The 19,858-nt window shown below is 28.8% G+C and carries 20 protein-coding genes and 1 riboswitch; of the genes, 7 read left to right on the plus strand and 13 right to left on the minus strand.

Annotated features, from left to right (window positions below; translation table 11 throughout):
- Window positions 1-4 precede the first annotated feature (4 nt).
- Complete coding sequence (locus ACQZHJ_RS10660; RefSeq protein ID WP_430485533.1) at window positions 5-403, minus strand: DUF6762 family protein; 399 nt, start codon at window positions 401-403, stop codon at window positions 5-7.
- 166 nt (window positions 404-569) lie between these two features.
- Here ACQZHJ_RS10660 and ACQZHJ_RS10665 point away from each other — a divergent pair, with 166 nt between their 5' ends.
- The 3 genes from ACQZHJ_RS10665 to ACQZHJ_RS10675 all read left to right on the plus strand — a co-directional run bounded on the left by ACQZHJ_RS10665 (window position 570) and on the right by ACQZHJ_RS10675 (window position 2,467).
- Complete coding sequence (locus tag ACQZHJ_RS10665) at window positions 570-905, plus strand: hypothetical protein (RefSeq protein WP_430485534.1); 336 nt, start codon at window positions 570-572, stop codon at window positions 903-905.
- Between the two features lie 73 nt (window positions 906-978).
- Window positions 979-1,656, plus strand: coding sequence for a metal ABC transporter ATP-binding protein (locus ACQZHJ_RS10670; RefSeq protein WP_430485535.1), 678 nt, complete (start codon window positions 979-981; stop codon window positions 1,654-1,656).
- A 1-nt stretch (window position 1,657) separates the two neighbouring features.
- A complete protein-coding gene (locus ACQZHJ_RS10675; protein WP_430485536.1) occupies window positions 1,658-2,467 on the plus strand; it encodes a metal ABC transporter permease in 810 nt (269 codons plus the stop codon).
- A 67-nt stretch (window positions 2,468-2,534) separates the two neighbouring features.
- Here ACQZHJ_RS10675 and ACQZHJ_RS10680 read toward each other — a convergent pair whose 3' ends face one another.
- The 4 genes from ACQZHJ_RS10680 to ACQZHJ_RS10695 all read right to left on the minus strand — a co-directional run bounded on the left by ACQZHJ_RS10680 (window position 2,535) and on the right by ACQZHJ_RS10695 (window position 8,818).
- Window positions 2,535-3,926: an MATE family efflux transporter gene (locus tag ACQZHJ_RS10680; RefSeq protein WP_430485537.1), complete on the minus strand. Its 1,392-nt coding sequence runs from the start codon at window positions 3,924-3,926 to the stop codon at window positions 2,535-2,537.
- 167 nt (window positions 3,927-4,093) lie between these two features.
- Entirely contained in the window at window positions 4,094-6,517 is a 2,424-nt protein-coding gene (locus tag ACQZHJ_RS10685) for an FN3 associated domain-containing protein (protein ID WP_430485538.1), read from the minus strand.
- A gap of 233 nt (window positions 6,518-6,750) precedes the next feature.
- Window positions 6,751-8,145: an NCS2 family permease gene (locus ACQZHJ_RS10690; protein WP_430485539.1), complete on the minus strand. Its 1,395-nt coding sequence runs from the start codon at window positions 8,143-8,145 to the stop codon at window positions 6,751-6,753.
- A gap of 75 nt (window positions 8,146-8,220) precedes the next feature.
- Window positions 8,221-8,322, minus strand: a riboswitch (purine riboswitch).
- Window positions 8,323-8,410: 88 nt separating this feature from the next.
- Window positions 8,411-8,818, minus strand: a complete 408-nt coding sequence (locus tag ACQZHJ_RS10695; protein WP_430485540.1) for a Fur family transcriptional regulator — start codon at window positions 8,816-8,818, stop codon at window positions 8,411-8,413.
- Between the two features lie 401 nt (window positions 8,819-9,219).
- Here ACQZHJ_RS10695 and ACQZHJ_RS10700 point away from each other — a divergent pair, with 401 nt between their 5' ends.
- On the plus strand, window positions 9,220-10,422 hold the full coding sequence (locus ACQZHJ_RS10700; RefSeq protein WP_430485541.1) for a 6-phosphofructokinase: 1,203 nt from the start codon (window positions 9,220-9,222) through the stop codon (window positions 10,420-10,422).
- A 120-nt stretch (window positions 10,423-10,542) separates the two neighbouring features.
- Here the strand turns inward: ACQZHJ_RS10700 and ACQZHJ_RS10705 are convergent, their stop codons facing one another.
- Both ACQZHJ_RS10705 and ACQZHJ_RS10710 read right to left on the minus strand, forming a co-directional pair.
- Entirely contained in the window at window positions 10,543-10,905 is a 363-nt protein-coding gene (locus ACQZHJ_RS10705; protein ID WP_430485542.1) for a C-GCAxxG-C-C family (seleno)protein, read from the minus strand.
- A gap of 179 nt (window positions 10,906-11,084) precedes the next feature.
- Window positions 11,085-12,377, minus strand: coding sequence for an aminotransferase class V-fold PLP-dependent enzyme (locus ACQZHJ_RS10710; RefSeq protein WP_430485543.1), 1,293 nt, complete (start codon window positions 12,375-12,377; stop codon window positions 11,085-11,087).
- Window positions 12,378-12,543: 166 nt separating this feature from the next.
- Between ACQZHJ_RS10710 and ACQZHJ_RS10715 the strand changes: the two genes are divergently transcribed.
- Complete coding sequence (locus ACQZHJ_RS10715; protein WP_430485544.1) at window positions 12,544-14,475, plus strand: ABC-F family ATP-binding cassette domain-containing protein; 1,932 nt, start codon at window positions 12,544-12,546, stop codon at window positions 14,473-14,475.
- Between the two features lie 55 nt (window positions 14,476-14,530).
- Here ACQZHJ_RS10715 and ACQZHJ_RS10720 read toward each other — a convergent pair whose 3' ends face one another.
- From ACQZHJ_RS10720 to ACQZHJ_RS10730, 3 genes are all read right to left on the minus strand, one after another.
- Window positions 14,531-14,977, minus strand: coding sequence for a dUTP diphosphatase (locus tag ACQZHJ_RS10720; protein ID WP_430485545.1), 447 nt, complete (start codon window positions 14,975-14,977; stop codon window positions 14,531-14,533).
- A gap of 123 nt (window positions 14,978-15,100) precedes the next feature.
- Window positions 15,101-15,616: a hypothetical protein gene (locus ACQZHJ_RS10725; protein ID WP_430485546.1), complete on the minus strand. Its 516-nt coding sequence runs from the start codon at window positions 15,614-15,616 to the stop codon at window positions 15,101-15,103.
- Between the two features lie 72 nt (window positions 15,617-15,688).
- Window positions 15,689-16,243: a DUF1836 domain-containing protein gene (locus ACQZHJ_RS10730; protein ID WP_430485547.1), complete on the minus strand. Its 555-nt coding sequence runs from the start codon at window positions 16,241-16,243 to the stop codon at window positions 15,689-15,691.
- 238 nt (window positions 16,244-16,481) lie between these two features.
- Between ACQZHJ_RS10730 and trhA the strand changes: the two genes are divergently transcribed.
- Window positions 16,482-17,129 (plus strand): PAQR family membrane homeostasis protein TrhA, encoded by a 648-nt coding sequence (trhA, locus tag ACQZHJ_RS10735; protein WP_430485548.1) that lies wholly within the window; start codon window positions 16,482-16,484, stop codon window positions 17,127-17,129.
- 58 nt (window positions 17,130-17,187) lie between these two features.
- On the opposite strand, the gene ACQZHJ_RS10740 is transcribed toward trhA, so the two are convergent.
- Window positions 17,188-18,072: a selenium metabolism-associated LysR family transcriptional regulator gene (locus ACQZHJ_RS10740; protein ID WP_430485549.1), complete on the minus strand. Its 885-nt coding sequence runs from the start codon at window positions 18,070-18,072 to the stop codon at window positions 17,188-17,190.
- 12 nt (window positions 18,073-18,084) lie between these two features.
- A complete protein-coding gene (locus ACQZHJ_RS10745) occupies window positions 18,085-18,378 on the minus strand; it encodes a hypothetical protein (RefSeq protein ID WP_430485550.1) in 294 nt (97 codons plus the stop codon).
- 173 nt (window positions 18,379-18,551) lie between these two features.
- Between ACQZHJ_RS10745 and ACQZHJ_RS10750 the strand changes: the two genes are divergently transcribed.
- A complete protein-coding gene (locus tag ACQZHJ_RS10750) occupies window positions 18,552-19,280 on the plus strand; it encodes a polysaccharide deacetylase family protein (protein WP_430485551.1) in 729 nt (242 codons plus the stop codon).
- Between the two features lie 20 nt (window positions 19,281-19,300).
- Here ACQZHJ_RS10750 and ACQZHJ_RS10755 read toward each other — a convergent pair whose 3' ends face one another.
- Entirely contained in the window at window positions 19,301-19,837 is a 537-nt protein-coding gene (locus ACQZHJ_RS10755; protein WP_430485552.1) for a hypothetical protein, read from the minus strand.
- Window positions 19,838-19,858 lie beyond the last annotated feature (21 nt).

The following is a 19,858-nucleotide window of genomic DNA, read 5'->3' on the forward strand; positions in this document are numbered from 1 at the left end:
AAAATTACTTATATTCCTCTTCTTTACCCTTTATATCCTCAAATACCTTATTCATTTGTTCATTAACTATTGAGCAAATTTCATTTATTACTGCTCTCATTTCCTCATGTTCTTCATCAAATTTAAATTTGACTACCCAAGTTGGATTATATTCTTCATCGTCTTCTTCTACTATATATCCTAATGAAGTAAGAGCTTCCACATTAAACAAATCATATATTGCAGAAAATTCCCATTCTAAAACATCTTTATCTGTATCAAAGACTAAACTAACATCTCCATCTACACAATAAAGTTTTTTAACATAATTAGCTCCATCTCCTACTGAATAACTTCCTAAATTCCCTTTTATAGCTCCTGTTTCTTTATCTTTTTCCATTATAACTAATGAAGAAAAATCCATACTATATCATCCTTTCCTGTTTTGTCATATATACTAATTATAAATTTTCTCATTATATTTTCAAGTGTATATATTTTATATGTTGATAATATGTGCTTTATTTATACTTTATTATTCTGTAAATATTTGGTAATATATCCCTATAGACATAATAAAGGAGGTTTCCATGAATAAATTTGTAATTAGACGTATTGTAGTTTTTATATCTTCCTTATTCATAATAATATTTTCTTTAGCTTTTATAGGTAATAAAATTTATGTTCGAGAAAAATGCAAGGATTTATATTTCGCAACAGAATATTTATCTACTAAAGGGAATGTTGAAAACAGCTTTTTAACTGTCCATAACTTTGAGCTTTCCTTCTTAGATGGAAACCTTGCAGTAGTTGAAATCAAAGGCCTTAGCTATGATGAACCTCATAGGTCAATGACATGTAATGCTTATTTTGAACGTGGTGGTAACTCAATCTGGGATTTAAAGGAGATTGTCCCACTAACTTAGAATGCAAATTATTTGCATGTGTCCCAATTTCAATGTATAATTTACTTTAGAATTATACTAGGAGTGATACGATTTGATAAAAATAAATAACCTATGTTTTTCATATACTGGAACTAAGCCTTATCAGCTTAATAATATAAACTTATCTTTACCAGAAAATGAGTTTATATCCATCATAGGAGAAAATGGTAGTTCAAAAACTACTCTTTTAAAACTTCTTTTAGGATATTTAAAACCTATTGAAGGAAATATAGAAATTAACCTAAATAGCGTTGGATATGTCCCTCAAAAAGTTGATAACTTTAACTCACAGTTTTCCATAACTGTATATGAAGTTTTAAAAGTACATTTAAAAACTTTAAAGATAAAGGATAAAAATGAAATTGATAGAGTTCTTAAAGCTGTTAATATGCTAGAATTTAAAAACAAATTAATAGGTTCTCTTTCTGGAGGACAACAACAGAGAATATTTATAGCTAGAGCCCTAATAGGTCATCCTAGTATTTTAATCTTAGATGAGCCTTCCACTGGTATAGATGAAAAAACACAAAAAGATATATATGATCTAGTTTATAAATTAAATAAAGAAAAAGATATGACTATAATCTGTGTTGAACACAACATAGAAAAGTCATTAAAATATTCATCATATATTTTAGAACTAAAAAATGCTTCAGCTAAACTTTTAAAAACTGAGGATTTCATAACTGAACTTAATAAAAAGAATTTAGATAGAAAGGGCTCTTTATAAAATGTCGATTATACAAAGTATGTTTCAATTTGAATTTATGCGTAATGCATTTATGGCTGGATTCATAATATCTCTATTATGCCCTTGCATAGGACTTTTCCTAGTTCTAAAGAGATATTCAATGATAGGGGATACTCTTTCTCACTCATCCTTTGCAGGTGTTGCCATAGGATTAGTATTTGGATTCAATCCACTTTTAACAGCATTTGTATTTACTACTATTTGCGCATTACTTATAGAAATTTTAAGAAATTATTATAAAAAATATGCTGAACTATCAATGTCAATTATACTTACATTCAGTTTAGGATTAGCACTAATATTAGTTAGTAGTGGCAAGGCTAGTACAACAGTTAACTCCTTCTTATTCGGAAGTATACTTACTGTTTCAAGAAGCGACTTAATGATAATCGCAATTGTTTCTCTTCTTTGTTTTGTAGGAATTTTTGCTTTATATGATAAGTTAGTTTACACTACCTTTGATGAAGAAGGTGCTAGGGTTGCAGGAATAAATACAAAGCTTATAAACTATGTATTTACAATAATAGTAGGTGCTACTATTTCAGTTTCAATAAGAGTTATGGGGATATTAGTTATTTCTTCAATAATTGTTATACCAGCTGCTACTGCAATGCAGTTTAAAAAAGGATTTACAAAATCTCTCATTATATCAATGATAATAGGTGTTATAGATGTTTTAAGTGGATTATTCTTAGCATCATTCTTCGACTTAGCACCAGGTGGTACAATAGCTTTAACATCAGTTTTTGTACTTATAATATCACTAATAATAAATAGAAAGAAATTATAATTTAAAAAAGCTATATGAAAAGTTATTTTCATATAGCCTTTTTCTTATTTATTTCTATAAATCCTCATTAATAATTTACACACTCTATTCCATTTTCATCTTTATAAACTTTAAATAACTTATTCTTTTTATATAGGTATCTGTAAATAGCATAAACTACAACTCCCTTTAAAGCTCCTGTTATTGTTATGGCCCACCAAATACCATCAAGACCTAAAACTTCAGGTCTACATAAAATATAAGCTAGTGGAATTCTTGCACCTGTTAATAAGATGCTTACTATTGATGGTATATAGGTTCTACCTAATCCATTAAAAGCTCCTGTAGTTGTTATTTCAACACAAACAAGAATCTGGCAATATCCTAATATTTTAAGATAATCCGTTCCAAGTTCTATCGCCTGAGCCTCAGGTATAAATATAGCAAATATTTGTCTTCCAAATACAACTAAAACAAATGTTGCAAAAACTCCTACTAATAAAGAAATAATCATGGTTATTTTAAACCCTTTCGTTATTCGCTTTAATTTACCAGCTCCATAGTTTTGTCCAACAAATGTACTTAATGCTGTAGAAATTCCTCCTGCAGTCATCCAAGCTATAGCCTCAACTTGGGATCCTACCTTTTGAACAGCTATTGGAACCGGTCCAAAAATTGCTACTATTTTTCCTATAAACATAGAGAATACAGTAAATAATCCACTTTGTAATGCTGCTGGAAGGCCAATATGGAATAATGTTTTCATACAATTTATTTTTACTCCACTAAATATATTTACTTTTAAATATTCAGCCTTACTTCTAATCATTATATATAAAAAACTAATTGCAACTATAGCTTGTGCTATTACCGTAGCTAAAGCAGCCCCTAAAACGCCCATTTCCGGGAATATACCTACTCCAAATATAAGTATTGGGTCAAAAACTATATTAAATATTAAGCCTATTGTATTTGCTATAAATGGAGTTCTACTATCACCTGATCCAGTGAATACTGCAGTGAAAACTGGGTTTAAAAATCCAAATATCATACCTGCTGCTACAACCATAAGGTATGTTTCAGCCATATGAATAACTTCTACATCTCCTAAATCAAAGAACCCAATCAAATAACTATTAAATATTAATAATATCAATGAGTATAATATTGCTAATAAAATATTGATTTGAAAAGCACTCTTAATATAATCTTTTGTGCTTTCAATATCATTTCTTCCTAAGCTTTGCGCTACTTTTATCTCGGCTCCAACCTTCGATATCATTACAAAGGCCATACCTAACCAAGGAAAAAACCCAGCCGTACCAACTGCCGCCACAGCGTTACTTCCTAACCTTCCAACCCATAACATATCAGCCATACTATATGCCATTTGTATGAATGATGTTGCCATTATAGGTATGGAAAGTTTTATAAGGTTGCTTGTTATCTTCCCTTCTGTCAAATTAATTCGCTTGTCCATTTTTCCCCCTACGTACCTCAAAAAATTTTATTCTTACACATTATAATGCATCTAAACCTTAATCTAAATATATAAAATTATTTTATAGAAAACTATTTTTATCCTATTTTTTATTATCCTTACACCATAAATACATATAATTCTATGTTACTCTATTCTATTTCACTCTATAACACTGTTATTTGATCAACAAACATGAATGTTGGTTCTTCTCCAGGCATTATACTCCACTCTGGACAAATCCCTTCATTCTTTGCAAAAACTTTGATATATCTAGCTTTAACACTTTTATTAGAAGTTATATCTTTTTTGCCAACTTCTACTCTCTTTTCATTTTTCTCTTTTACCTCTTTATCTAAAAATTCAAAACTTTCCCCATCTATAGAATAATAAAATTCAACAAACTTAGGATAATAAATCCAAGCTCTAGTGTCTTGAAGGAATCCAACCATTACTTCACTTATACTCTTTTCTTCCCCTAAGTCAACTACAACCTCCATATCCTCTGTATATCCAAGCCATCTACCATCCGTATAATGAAGACTTCCTTTCTCTCCATCTATAAGATCATATACTCCTCTTTTGTTATACATATAATGATCAGTTGGATTAGTTAAACCTTTTATATCCACTATAGGCAATGTTACATATATTCTACTTTCAATAGTATTACTTGGTTTAAATCCATCTTTAAATACTTTAGCTTTTACGAAAGCTCTATCCTTAACTACTATAGGTTCTTTATAAAGCAATGAATCTTTATTCGGCTCTGAACCATCTAAAGTATATCTAATTTCTCCCTTTTTATCTTTCTTTCCTAAAAGTATCTCTTGAGTAAATGGTTTATTAACTAGTAATGTATCAACATTTACTATAGGTCTAAAGGCTCTTAACATTACTTTATTACTCTTAGTGTATCTTTTATATTCAGGTATATACGAATCTAAATTTTCTCTATCTCCTAAATACTCAGCATTAAAAAATTCATACTCTTTCATATCTACATTGCTAGTATTTAGATTAATAACTATCTCACCATTTTCACTAGTTACTAAAATATTTGAATCCTCATCCAAAATGAATTCACCCTTTAACAAAGATATACCATACTTAAAATCATTATGCTCACACAATAAGCTATTAGAATTTAGTTCTTTAAGAACAGGAAGTGTATTTATGCAAAGCATTCCTTTATCTTTTATATTTCCACTAAACTTAATATTAATAGAATCCTCATTGCATATAAACTCAACCTCTCCTTCTTCTTCAATCTTCCAATTAAGTTTATATGAAGTTTCTCCAAGCTTTTTATAAATTAATTCTTTACCACTTAATTTTTCATATACACCAATTCTTTTTGCTTTAACAAAGCTTACCTCAGGTCTAGTCTCAATTTCATTCTTCCAGTAATGAGGTCTCATAAGTGGTAATGCATCAAAAATACTCTCATTACTATTAAGTATTCCATCATAGTATCTCGACTTATAATTTTCATTAAATAGATGTATATCTCTTATTGTTAGCTCATTATTTTCAAATAAAAGACTTGTTCTATAAAATCTACTATTATACCAAAGAGTTTTCATATTATAGGTATTCCAATCCTTTTGTGCCCCAAAAGATGTTGGAGGTGTTAAATTATATTTACCCCTATACCACAATGCACTTTCTTTTAATGTTTCAACTCTTACCTTTCCCTCTTTTTCTAATTTTGAAACTTGATCAATTTGAACCTCGTATCCTTTATACATAGTATTCCAAAGGAATGTATTTTCTTGTCCAACTTGAGCATAAGAAAAGCCTAAACTTTCTTCATCATTTAAGCACTCAAAAAACCAATTAACCCATTCCTTACTTTGACCAATTATCCATGCCGGTTCTAAAGTGTGTACTCCTTTTAGTTCTGGTCTTAATCCCTCTTCAAAGTTATATATAGGATCTGGCCCTAGAAGCCTAAAAATAGGCATATCTAATTGCATTTCCTTGCTCTGAGCTGGAATATATTCATTTAATTTGCTTGGATAATAAGCTTGATTGAAGTATCCTCCCCAAAGAGTAAATCCATCAGTACCTATTTGATCTCTACATAAAGCACCACCTATAACTCCATAATTTTCATACATATAGGTTAAAGTTATAATATCCATAACCCACGAACCTACTGTCTTAGGATAATATCCAAATACTTCTTTAAAGTCCCTCATGTAGATATCAACCATTTTTATTCTATCTTCTTTTGAGTATCCTAAAGAATACCCTTTATCAACATGGTCATCAATAGGAGTTTCACCTTTCCATTTAACACCTGCCCTTGTAGCTAGTTCTTCTGTTATTTCCCACCATGCACCAACTTCATCATACTCATCTATTGATTCCTTAATAATGCCCGAAAACCTTTGGTCAATTAAGGCATCATGCTTTAATGCATAAGTTGCAGGAAACCCATATTGTTTTATAAGTTCAATCTCTTGTATTACAGTTTGAAAATCATCCTCTACAAATTCCCCACTAGGATATACTGTTTTTCTTATAAAGTTATATATATTTACTATTGTTAAATTGCCCTTACTCTTCTTTTCAAATTTAATCATAAATTCGCCCTCCTTTTAACCCTCATTTTAAGTAATATAATCTGATTAAACAATGAACAAATTTTAGGTTTTATTAAGTTTTTCTCTATAAGTTCTTTTTTGTGATTTTATCCAAAAATAATAAAAAGACCCCAAATCAAAGAATATAAATTCTCTAATTTGAAGTCTAATTATTCTAAGTTATTATCAGCTTCATTTGTACTAACAACTTCTCATTTTATTATAATTATTGATTAATCTGGCATTAATATAAATCTTAATATAAATAATGCTGCAAATATGTATATAACTTTATGAACTTCTTTTCCTTTTCCAGTAGCTATTTTCATTACTGGATAGAAAATCATTCCTATAGCTATTCCGTTAGCTATAGAATATGTAAATGGCATCATTGCTACTGTGAAGAATGCTGGTACCGCCTCTGTAAAATCTGAGAAATCAATCTCTGTTATAGCTCCCATCATTAAAACGCCAACTATTATTAAGGCTGGTGCTGTAGCACTTTGTGGCACTATTCCTATTATTCCACTAAAGAATAATGATATAACTAACAAAATACTAACAACTACATTTGAAAGCCCTGTTCTAGCTCCTGCTGATATACCTGCTGCTGATTCAACGACAGTTGCTAACGTAGTAGTTCCAAGCATTGCTCCCACTGTAGTTCCCACAGCATCTGATGCTAATGCTTTTCTTAAATTCTTAACTTGTCCATCTTCATCTAACATTCCTGAGCTCTGTGCTGTTCCAACTAATGTTCCTATTGTGTCGAATAAGTCAACTAAACTTAATGTTATTACTACCATGAATATTGTAAGTAATGCTCCAAATATACTATCTCCATTACTCATTAAAAGGCCCTTAATATCCATAGCAAAGAATGTATCTCCTATTTGAGGAGCAGTGAATAATTGCATACCTGTTAAATTAGTAACCCCCATAGGTATTCCTATAACTGTTGTTATTATTATTCCTAAAAGCATTCCACCTGTTATTTTTCTTGCTACTAATATAGCTGTTATTATAAGTCCTATTATTGTAAGAAGTACATATTTATCTGTAAAATCTCCGAAAGATACTAAAGTTGCTGGATTAGCCTTAACTATTCCTCCATCTTTTAACCCTATTAAGGCTACAAAAAGTCCAATTCCAGCTGTTATTGCAAACTTAAGATTTTCCGGTATGGCGTGTACTATTTTTTCCCTTATAGATGTAAGTGTAATAACTATAAATAAAATTCCAGATATAAATACTGCTGCTAATCCTTCTTGCCAAGAAAAATTTAATTTTAAACATATATTATAAGCAAAAAATGATACAAGTCCTAATCCTGGTGCTAATACAAAAGGCAAATTAGCATAAAATGCCATTATCAAAGTACCAACAGCTGCTGCCACACATACTGAAGCAAAAGCTGAAGCAATAATTGGATCACCTGCCATAGTTAAGTTTGCTGCTGCATCTCCTTTTACACCTAACGAGTTCATTCCTCCTATTTTAAGAATATTCGGAATAACTAATAATGCATATGCAAAAGTTACAAAAGTAGTCAATCCTCCTATTACTTCTGTTTTTACATTTGTTTTGTTTTCTTTCAGTTTAAAAACTCTCTCTAGTAAATTCGTCATCTGTATCTCCTTCCAATTTTAGTATAAAAAAAGTTAGTATTGATTTTTAGGTAAACCAATACTAACTAAAGTTCATTAATATGCCGATTTACCCATAGCGAGAATATTTACGGTTATCTCGTAGAAACATCTGAACCCTATCTTCAGAAATATATGGGGAATGTTTTTAATTTATTATTAATGATTATACGTCCTTATTTTATTTTTGTAAACACTTTATTCAAGTTAATTTTTTCCATATTATTTTATTACTTTATTATAATAATTACTTTTTATCCGACATACATTCTTCGCAAACACCTTTTAAAGTAAGGTTATGCTCCTTAACCTTAAACCCAGTTTGATTTCTAAGTAACTCTTCAATTTGTTTCATAGGACATGGTACTTCTATCTCTTTATGACACATATCACATTCCAATATATGTTTATGTACATCATCTGCTTTTAACTTAAATGAACTTTTTCCATCTCCTAATTCAAATTTATCTACTAAGCCTTTTTCTAAAAATATTTCTAGTGTTCTATAAACTGTAGAAAGGTTTATTTCTTTACATTTACTATATATATAATCAGCTGTAATGCTTCTATCATTTTCTTTTAATAATTTGTATATTAATAACCTAGCCTTAGTGACTTTTACACCTTTAGCTTTAAATATTGCTTTTATATCCATAACTATCTCCTAAAATAATATTTAAATGACTACTATAAATTATATCATATTAAATCTGATTCAATAATATTATATTTATAAATTCTTTATTTATTATATCTGTGTATTAAAACTCATTTCAAGAAAATGTTTTCATAATTATACTACTCTATTTATCCAATAGTATAGCACATTAATTTTATTAATATACATTTTAGTCTAACCCAGTTACAGCGCGCTTTTGTATATCATATTAACTGTATTATGATAAATAAATATATATTTTTTTGTATTTTAGGCTTTATTTTTCATAAAATTTAGTGTATATTAGTAAACAGAGTATTACATTTGGCGAAATAGTGTAACACATTTAACAATTTATACGTAATATTGTATTTAATTTAAAGGGGAGATTTTTTAAAATGAATTGTATTATTGCTCAATCAGGTGGTCCAACTTCAGTAATTAACGCGAGTGTTTATGGACTAGTTAAAGCTAATAAGGAACTTAAATTATATGATAATGTTTATGGTGGATTAAATGGTATTGAAGGTATCTTAAATAAGACTATTATAAACTTATCAGAAATGGATGAATTACAGTTAGAGAGATTTAAAAGTTCACCTGCTTCTGGTTTAGGTTCTTGTAGATATAAATTAAAGAAATTAGAAGAAAGTGAAGAGGAATACTTAAAGCTTCTTGAGATTTTAAATGCTCTTGATATAAAAGCATTTTTCTATGTTGGTGGAAATGATTCAATGGACACAACAGCAAAATTAAATGCCTATGCTAAAGCAAAGAATGTTGATATAAAATTCTTTGGAATTCCTAAAACTATTGATAATGACTTAATGCATACAGACCATACTCCTGGTTTTGGAAGTGCAGCTAAATTTATATCCACTTCAGTTTTAGAAACTTATCTAGATTCTAAGGTTTATACTAATAACGGAATATTTATAGTAGAAACAATGGGAAGAGATACTGGATGGTTAGCAGCTGCTGGAGCATTAGCAACAATTAACGGAGAGCAATGTGCAGATTTAGTTTATTTACCAGAAAAGCCTTTCTCAGTTACTCAATTTTTAAATGATGTAGCTAGAATATTTAAAGAAAAAAATCATGTTTATATTGTGGCTTCAGAAGGAATAAGAGATGAAAACGGAAAATTTCTTACTGAAACAGCAGCTAGTGGTGATTCATTTGGTCATGCTCAGCTAGGTGGTGTTGGTGCTTACCTAAAGAACTTAATTATCCAAGCTAGTATTACTAATAGAGTAAAGTCATTAGAACTTAATACTCTTCAAAGATGTGCTATGCACTCAGCATCTCAAATAGATGTAAATGAGGCAGTTATGGTAGGACAAGCAGCTTTAGAAGTTTCTGTTAAAGAAGAAGGTGGCTATATGGTTGCTATAAAAAGAGAATCATCTCTTCCATATAAAAGTTCTACATTCCTAGTAGAAGCAGATAAAATCGCCAATAATATAAAATACTTCCCTACTGAATGGATTAACGCCGAAGGAAACAATATTACTAAAGAAGGCTTAGAATATTTAAAACCATTAATTAGCGATTTCGAGGATAGAGATTCTCTTCCTCTTTATCATAGTTTTGTATTATAAAATCAGATATTATTTTCAAATTACCCACATAAGAAAAAGACATGCACTTTGCATGTCTTTTTCTTATGTTTTAACTTTATTTAATCATTTATGTAGAAGTAAACAACACTAGACCTTACTCTAACTATTTAATAATTCTTTTAAAGCATCATATGAAAAATCTATTATTTCTGCACAACTTATTTTATTTTTCTTTAAATCAAGGCATATTTCTGAGCTGTATTTTTCTCTAACTTTATTCATTAACTCTCTAGAATAAGTTCTTGCCTCATTCTTTTCTTCATTACTCTCTCTACCTTTTATAAATCCTATTGCTAAAACAGCTCCATTTACTGCTCCACAAAGACTTCCAACAGTTACACCTGTTCCCATACCACTACCTAATGAAACTGGTATGTCTGTTCCAAACTCTTCATTATATGATTTTAAAATAGCCTCTGCACAAGTATATCCTTCTTTGTGATATTCTGATGGTCTTTTCATTTTTTAATTTCTCCTTTACTCATATCTTGTTTCTTATAATATAATGATAACATTTTATGCAATAAAATTATGTAACATTATCACATAAAATAAGCTGTATCAATTATAAATATAAAATAACCTTCCTTACATATAATATAAGAATTTTATTAATATTTAAATAGATACAGCGTTAATCATCATAGTTTAAAATCTTTTCTTTTTACTATTTCAAGAGTATTTAAAAACTCATCTACCTCTTCTTTACTATTATATAGTCCTAAACTTACCCTAAGCATGCCTGGTCTTATTTCATTACTATATGCATACTTACAAAATTCCTCATCTTTTATTCCCAAAAGTCTTCTTGCATATGGATGAGCACAAAATGTTCCGTTTCTAACTGCTATTCCTCTTAAATCAGCTAAACTCTCAGATATTATATCATGATGAACATCTCTAACATTAAACACAGCTACTCCGATTCTTTCTTTATAATTAGAATCCCCATATGTTATTATATCTGGCATACTTTCCAATCCATATAATAAATAATCTCTTAATCGTTCCTCTTCTTGTTCTATTTTTTCAAATCCTATAGAACCAATTATTCTTATAGCAGATAAAAGTGCACATACTCCTATTATATTAGGGGTACCTGCTTCAAACCTTTCTGGTTCACTATCTAGATAAACCTTATTATCAGAAACTAAATCAACAGCTCCTCCTCCCCTTAATAAAGGTTCCTTATCTTTTATATCATCTTTTAAGGCTATTACTACTCCACACCCAAAAGGTGCATACATCTTGTGAGCTGAAAACACCAAAAAATCAATGTGATCATCATCTCCACTTCCACCCATATTTATTTCTTTATGAGCAACAAGCTGAGCTGCATCTACAATTATTTTCATTCCATTTTCATGAGCCAACTTTGCTATTTTATTTATTGGATTTAAATATCCTGTAACATTTGAAGCACCTGTTATTGTTATATACTTTGCTTTCCCTCTATTTTTTCTAACTAGAGATTCTAATTTTTCCTTATTCAACAAGCCTTTGTCATTAACATCTACATATAAAACATTACAATTCTCCCTCCAAGGAAGATCATTTGCATGATGTTCCATTCTAGTGGTTATAACATAATCTCTTTTATTTACTAATGACTTTGCTAATAAATTTAATCCCTCTGTTGCATTTTTAACATATATAACAGTATAATCTTCTTGTTTTTTTACATTAAAAAAGTTTAGTATCTTTTTTCTTGAATTTTCATAAAACTCATTGCAAAATTTAGCCTTATATCCTTTTCCTCTTCCAATGGAACTATATACATAAAGCATATCAGATACACACTTCATACATTCTTTTAAAGCTGGTGTTGTTGCACCATTATCTAAATTAATAGGAACAATTTTATTTCCATTATAAATGGATATCTCATCATCAATACCTATAAATAAACTTCTATAATTATTAGTGTTCTTCATAATTCATCACTCCAATAGTATATACTATTCTAAAATCTAATTTTAGGTGCTTAAAAGTGGATTTCTCTTAATTCCTTGAAAGATTATATATTTAATTTGATGAAAGTAGACATTATTAGTATAATTGTAATTATTAATACTAATATTCAATGATAGGAGTTTTAAAATGATAATTTTAAGCTGTAGACATTTAAGTAAAAGTTTTGGTATTGATGAGATTTTAAGAGATGTAACATTTAATATAAATGAAGGAGATAAAGTTGGATTAATAGGACCAAACGGAGAAGGAAAATCAACTTTATTTAAAATTCTTACCAAACAACTTGATTATGATAATGGTGAATTATTCTTAGATAAAAATAAAACTATAGGTTATCTCTCTCAGAATTTATCTTTAGATAGTGAAAATACTATATATGATGAGATGCTTTCTGTATTCTCTTCTTTAACTGAACTTGAGAAAAAGATTAAAGAGTTGGAAGAAAAACTAAATGAACCTTATGATGCTTCCAAAGAAGAATATCACAATAAACTTATAAAAGACTATACTCTATCTCAAGAACTTTATGAAAATAGAGGTGGATATACTTTTAGAGGAGAAATTTCTAGAGTTCTTAAAGGACTTGGATTCTTAGAAGAAGATTTTGATACTAAAATAATAAATATTAGTGGTGGACAAAAAACTAGACTTGCTCTTTGTAAATTACTTTTAAGAAAACCAGATTTACTTCTTTTAGATGAGCCTACAAACCACTTAGACTTAGAAGCTATACAATGGTTAGAAGAATATCTAAATAGCTATAAAGGAACTGTATTTGTTATTTCCCATGATAGATTCTTCTTAGATGCTGTAACTAATTCTACTTTTGAACTTGTAGGTGGTAAAGTACATTGTTATAATGCTAGTTATACAAAATTCTTAGAACTTAGAAAAAAAGATATAGAAACTAGACTTAAAGCATATACTCTTCAACAAACTGAAATAAAAAGACAAGAAGAGATAATAGAAAAATTCCGTTCATTTAATAGAGAAAAAAGTATCAGAGCTGCTGAAAGTAGACAAAAATCTCTTGATAAAATGGAACGTTTAGAGGCTCCTGAAGTTATAAAAGAAGCTTCTAAAATTAATTTTGAAACCTTAGTTAAAAGCGGAAACGATGTTCTTCATATAGAAAATCTAAAAAAGAGCTATGAAAACTTATTATTCCAAAATGTTAACCTTGATTTAAAACGTGGTGAAAAGGTTGCATTAATCGGTGAAAATGGTAGAGGTAAAACTACTCTATTTAAAATTATAATGGATATGGTTAAACCTGATTCTGGTTCAGTAACCCTAGGTAAAAATGTTTTTACTGGTTACTATGATCAAGAACAATCAAATCTTGATATAACTAAAACAATAATAGATGAGGTTTGGGATGACTTCCCTCATCTTACTACTACTGAAGTTAGAAACTATTTAGCATCTTTCCTATTTACTGGTGATGATGTATTTAAAGAAATATCACTACTAAGTGGAGGAGAAAAATGTAAAATAAACTTATTAAAGCTTATGCTTTCTAAGTCTAACCTTCTACTTCTTGACGAGCCAACTAACCACTTAGATATAATGTCTAGAGAAGCTCTAGAGGATGCTATATTAAGTTATGATGGCACTTTAATAGTAATATCTCATGATAGATACTTCTTAAATAAAGTTATTAATAAAATAGTTGAACTTCAAGAAGATGGTCTAAAAACTTACCTTGGAAACTACAACTACTTCATGGATAAAAAGGCTAATCCTAATAGATATGAAGATTTAGATGATGAAATAAACCAAGGAAAAACCAAAACTCAAATTAAAGAAGAGAGAAAGAAGAAAAAAACTGCCGAAAAATCAGCAAGAGCTTTAAGAGCACAACTAAGGGATGTTGAAAAGCTTATTCCTCAAAAAGAAGAAGAACTTGAAAATCTTCAAGGAATGCTTTGCAAAGAAGAAGTTTACTCTAATCCTGAAGAAAGTATAAGAGTAAACAATGAAATTAAAGCAGTTCAAGATGAAATAGATTCTCTTTATGCTACTTGGGAAGACCTTTCAGAATCTCTTGAAGATTAAAGTTTAAAATATAAAAAGCTACTATAATATTATAGTAGCTTTTTATATTTTGATATTATTTTGTACCAGTTGAACCAAAGCCACCACGGTCTTCATTCCCAAATGATTCAACCTCTTCAAATTCAAACTCTGGCATAACTTCCATTATTCTAAACTGACCTATCTTATCTCCTTTTCTAATCCAAGATCCTTTCTCTTCAGTATCTTTCCCTTGAAGACAATAAACAGGCATATGCCATTGATCATTATCTCCTATATATGTATCATCAACAACACCTACTGAATTTGTTTGAATTATTCCCCAAGTTTTAAATGTAGAACTTCTTGGTGCTAAATGCCCTTCCCATCCTCTTGGCAATTCTAATGCAAATCCTAAAGGAATCATAGCTCTTTCTCCTTCTTTAACAAAGACATCTTTATTTGAATAAACGTCTATCCAATTTCCCTTCACTATCTTCTTTAGCTTTATTGCTTCCTCAAAATATTTTATTCTAATCTTCATACTTAAACTAATCCTTTCATTATGTAATTCAAATAAGTTTCTCTTTATTATATAATTTAATATTGATAATTTAAAGCCCACAGAATTATCTCTGTGAGCTTTCATTAATTGCTATAAGCTTAATTATCTACAGCCATCCTTTTTACATCTGCAACAAATTGGAGGTCTGTTACAATTTTCTCTTTTTCTTAAATTGTTTATTACACAAACTCTTCCAAATTTATTTCTTGGAGATATGCATACTTCATAGCATGGGTAATATTGAGGTGCTTCAAAATAACAAGGATCTACAGGTTGTTTTACTGCATATAATCCATCATCTAAACATTTAAAAACAGCTTTTCCACATTTATCTGTATATTTACAATCAACAAGTTCAAATCCAGTATTACAATCTATTTTATATAATTCAACTGGAACTCCACTTATTGGTTCTCCATCAGAACATCCTAAAAGACATTGAACTTCTATTGTACCCTTTTTAGGCATTGGTTTTGGTTCTGGTCTCTTACAACAATCTCTTGGGTCATCACAGCATCCACAATGGTAGTCATTATGACAGCCAAAATCTTCAAATAATTCTTCTATATCATCCATCTCTCCACAGTTACAATTACATCTATAATCTTTGTAGTCCATAATTTGCCTCCTAAATTATCATATGATACTACATATTATGACTACCTTTTTCTAAATGTTACATTATTTTACTTATTTTGTATCTAATATTTTTTCAGCTATTCTCTTATACATGTTAGCCTTATCAACTAAAACAGCCGCTAAAATCATCTTCTTTTCATCTTTATCCAAACCTTCAAACGCTTCCCCTAGGTTATCTAAATCAACATCTAGGTTCTCTTTCATATCTTGTATATTCTTTGAATGTCCATTTAAATATAATTTATAAAGATTTCTAACTTCTTCATTATCCATTTCTTTATTATTGTATTTTTCAACAATATTTTCTAGAGCTATTTTAATATCACTTAAAGCTAATATTCCTTTCATATTGTATATAAAGCACATAAGTATTATATGTTCTTTAGTATATTTTTTATTTTTTATATCCATTAATAACTTCCCTTTTGCATAGTTATTAATCATTGTTTTAGTAAGTATTTTATCATCTTCAAATCTTTTATTATCTCCAAGCTTATTTTCAAACAACTGAATAACTTGATCCATATATAAATCTAATTCTGGTATATCTTCAAGATTTATAGTCTTATCTAAATTTAACTCATCTAATATATTATTTAATTTCAAAAAAGTCTCCTCCTTAACAAGGATAATCTATAACATAGTTTTTAAAACTACATTTTGTCCTATATATATTATATTATTAGTATTCAAGCAAAATTTCAAGCAATATGGAAGTATTCTATAAAAATTATTAAATTTTTACCTTTTTTGGAGGTTGAATTTTTTGTAAAATTAGATGATAATTATAACATGACAATACGTAGTTTTAAAAACTACATACCATTTTGTTTGGAGGTATATTATGAAGAACTCATTTTTTAGAGAACCCTTAAATGGATTTACCCATTTATTTGGAGCCATTTTATCACTTGTTGCACTAGAAGCCTTAACAATAAAAGCTACTTATATATATGGAATTGGATTACCACTGCTATCAGTTGTATTATTTGGTTGCGCCTTAGTATTACTATATAGCGCATCTGCTATATACCATTTAGTAAATGCAAAAAAAGAAACTATCGCCTTTCTAAGAAGATTAGACCACTCTATGATTTTCATTCTTATAGGTGGAAGTTATATGCCGTATTGCTTAATTGGTCTTGAAGGAAAGCCTCAAATATTTATAACTACTTTAATAATAACCCTTACAGTTTTAGGTGTTTTATTTAAAATGATTTGGTTTAACTGCCCGAGAATATTATCTACACTTATGTATATAGGTATGGGTTGGATATCTTTAGGCGCTATTCCCTTCTTTAAACACATTCCTACTACAGCTCTAGTTTGGTTAGCAATAGGTGGTGTTATTTATACAATAGGAGGAATAATTTATGCTATAAAGCCAAAATTTTTAGAATTTAAAGCTTTAGGTTTTCATGAAATATTTCATATTTTCATTTTATTAGGTAGTTTGTGTCATTTTATTTCAATATATTTTTACTTATTATAAAACTATTTATACTTATAAAAAAGGATATCGCACTAAGTAATAGCGCAATATCCTTTTTTTATATATTTGTACTTTTAATTTCATTTATAAATGTTTCCATATTCTTTGATATGAACTTATCTTTATGGTATATAAGATATAAATCTCTCTTAATATTAACATCATCAATACAAATTTCTTTTATTGAATTTTCCTCTATTCTTTCCCCAATAGATTTACATGAAACACAAGCAATGCCTAATCCAGCTTCAACTATTCTTACTATAGCTTCTGTATTTCCAAGTTCCATATAAACTTTATAATTGCAGTCTCTATTCTTTAAATAGTTTTCTACAATTTCTCTTGTACCACTTCCAGCTTCTCTCATTATAAACTTTTCATTTTCTAAGTCCTTTAAACTTATTGATTCCTTTGAGAAAATAGGATTATTAGGATTAGCTATAAAAACAAGTTCATCCTTTCCAACACTCTCAACTTCTACTTCTTGAGATGTAACATTACCTTCTACCAATGCTATATCAACCTTGTTCTCCAAAATTAATTTTTCAATTATTTGTGTATTTTCTATTATCAAAGAAATTTCTATATTTTTATAAGCCTCATTAAATTCTTTTATTAACTCAGGTAATATATATATTCCTATGGTAGTGCTTGCCCCTATTACAATTTTTCCTTTTTGACCACTTTTATTGCTTTTTATAGTATTATTTGCCTCCTCATACAGATTTAATATCCTTCTACTGTATTCAAAGTATATTTCTCCTTCATGAGTTAAATATAGTTTTTTACCTATTCTGTCAAAAAGCTTAACGTCAAGATCACTTTCTAATTCAGCAATAGCTTGACTGATTGAAGGCTGACTTATGTACATAGATTTTGCAACCTTTGTCATATTGAGACATTGTGCTGTCTCAAAAAATATTTTTAATTTTCTAAAATTCATATACTCAAATCCTTATTTATCATCTTTTACTTCTTCAAAATCAACATCTATAACGGGACCTTCATCCTCATATTCTGCTTCTGTTTTCTTTTCTTCACCTTTTGTGAATGTATAAGTGAATTCTTCTGTTTCACCTTTCTTTTGCTTATATTTAATTACATATTTCCTTATAAATTTAAAGTATATCCATCCTACAAGCCATAATACTAATATTCCACCTATAACCCAAGGTAAAACAAATAAAGCAAGCTGTACAACTATAATTAGTACTATTATTCCTAATACTATCTTTAAATACTTCTCCATATATTATCACTCTCTTTATGTTTTGATATTTTTTATTTTATTTATTATAACACAAAGTACTCTAAATAAAAAACATCAATTATTTAATAATAGATAGTACTTTTATAATATTTAAATTTTTTTTGAAAATACTAAACTAAGAGGTAACAAATATAAAAGAAAAGGAGAAAATTATGAAACATCTATCAACAAAAAAAATCATTCTATTTATTGTATTTATATTACTAGCAAACATAAGTATTGTATCAGCAGCAGAAGAACCTCCATCTGAATCTAAAGAAGTTATAAAAAAGGTTTATTTAACCTTTGACGATGGCCCTGCTGGAAGTGTAACTGAAAGCATATTGAACACATTAAAAGAAAATGATGTTAAAGGAACATTCTTTTTAATAGGAGAATTAGTAGAAAAGCATCCTGACTTAGTTAAGAGAATGGATGATGAGGGTCATGCCATAGGTCTACATACTTTTACTCATGAAAGAAATAAAGTTTATCAAAGCAATAAATCTTTTCTTGAAGAAAATTTAAAGACCCAAGCTGCAATAGAAAACATAATAGGTAAAAAGGTCTTTCTTTTAAGATTTCCATTTGGAACTAACAATAGTACTTATACTCTAAGCAAGGCTATGGTTGATTCCCTTCACTCTAACGGGTTTAAGATATATGATTGGACTGTAGATAGCACAGATGGTCTAAGCCCTAATCTTTCTCCTAGTTCACTATTAAGAAAATCCTCTACCAAAGATGATTGTGCGGTCCTTCTAATGCATTGTGGATATATAAATAAAAACTCTGCTAAGGCATTACCATCTATAATTGACTATTTCAAAAAATCAGGATATTCCTTTGAAGTTATAGATGAAAACACACCTGAAATATATAGACTAAAAAATAAAAGCTGAGAAATACTCCTCAGCTTTTATTATTTTGTTCCCAAACTTAATATAGCATTTACTAATATCTTAGCTATAGTAGCACATTTTTTAACCATATCTTCACCATCATTTATAGTTAACTCTAAATCTACTATTATTGATGGTTTTTTAATATACAAAAGATTATATACATCAGAATATTTTATTCCCTTATTCCTATAATTATTTTCTTCAAAAACCACACATATTCTTTTAGCAAATTTGTACCCCTTTGAGTCAAATTCATTGATTGAACATTGAATTGAATTATCCTTCGATTTTTTTACATTCAAAGTTAAATGCAATGAAGATTCACTTAAGTTAGCTCTTTTAACCCTATTTTTAAGATCTTCTCCATTACACAAAGATAATTCATCATATGGGGTACAATCAATTAAATTAAAACTTTCTTTGTTTAAAAAATTTCTTAAAAAATAACATATGCTATCTTTTATTTTATTTTCAAATTCATCTGATGTATTTTTTCCAATAATATGCCCTTTACCTAAGTCCATACTTATAATGGCACCTTGAGCTAAATACATATTATCCTCCTATGTTAAATA

It is taken from the genome of Clostridium sp. B9 (genome assembly GCF_050509515.1).
In the GTDB taxonomy this organism is placed as follows: Bacteria; Bacillota; Clostridia; order Clostridiales; family Clostridiaceae; genus Sarcina.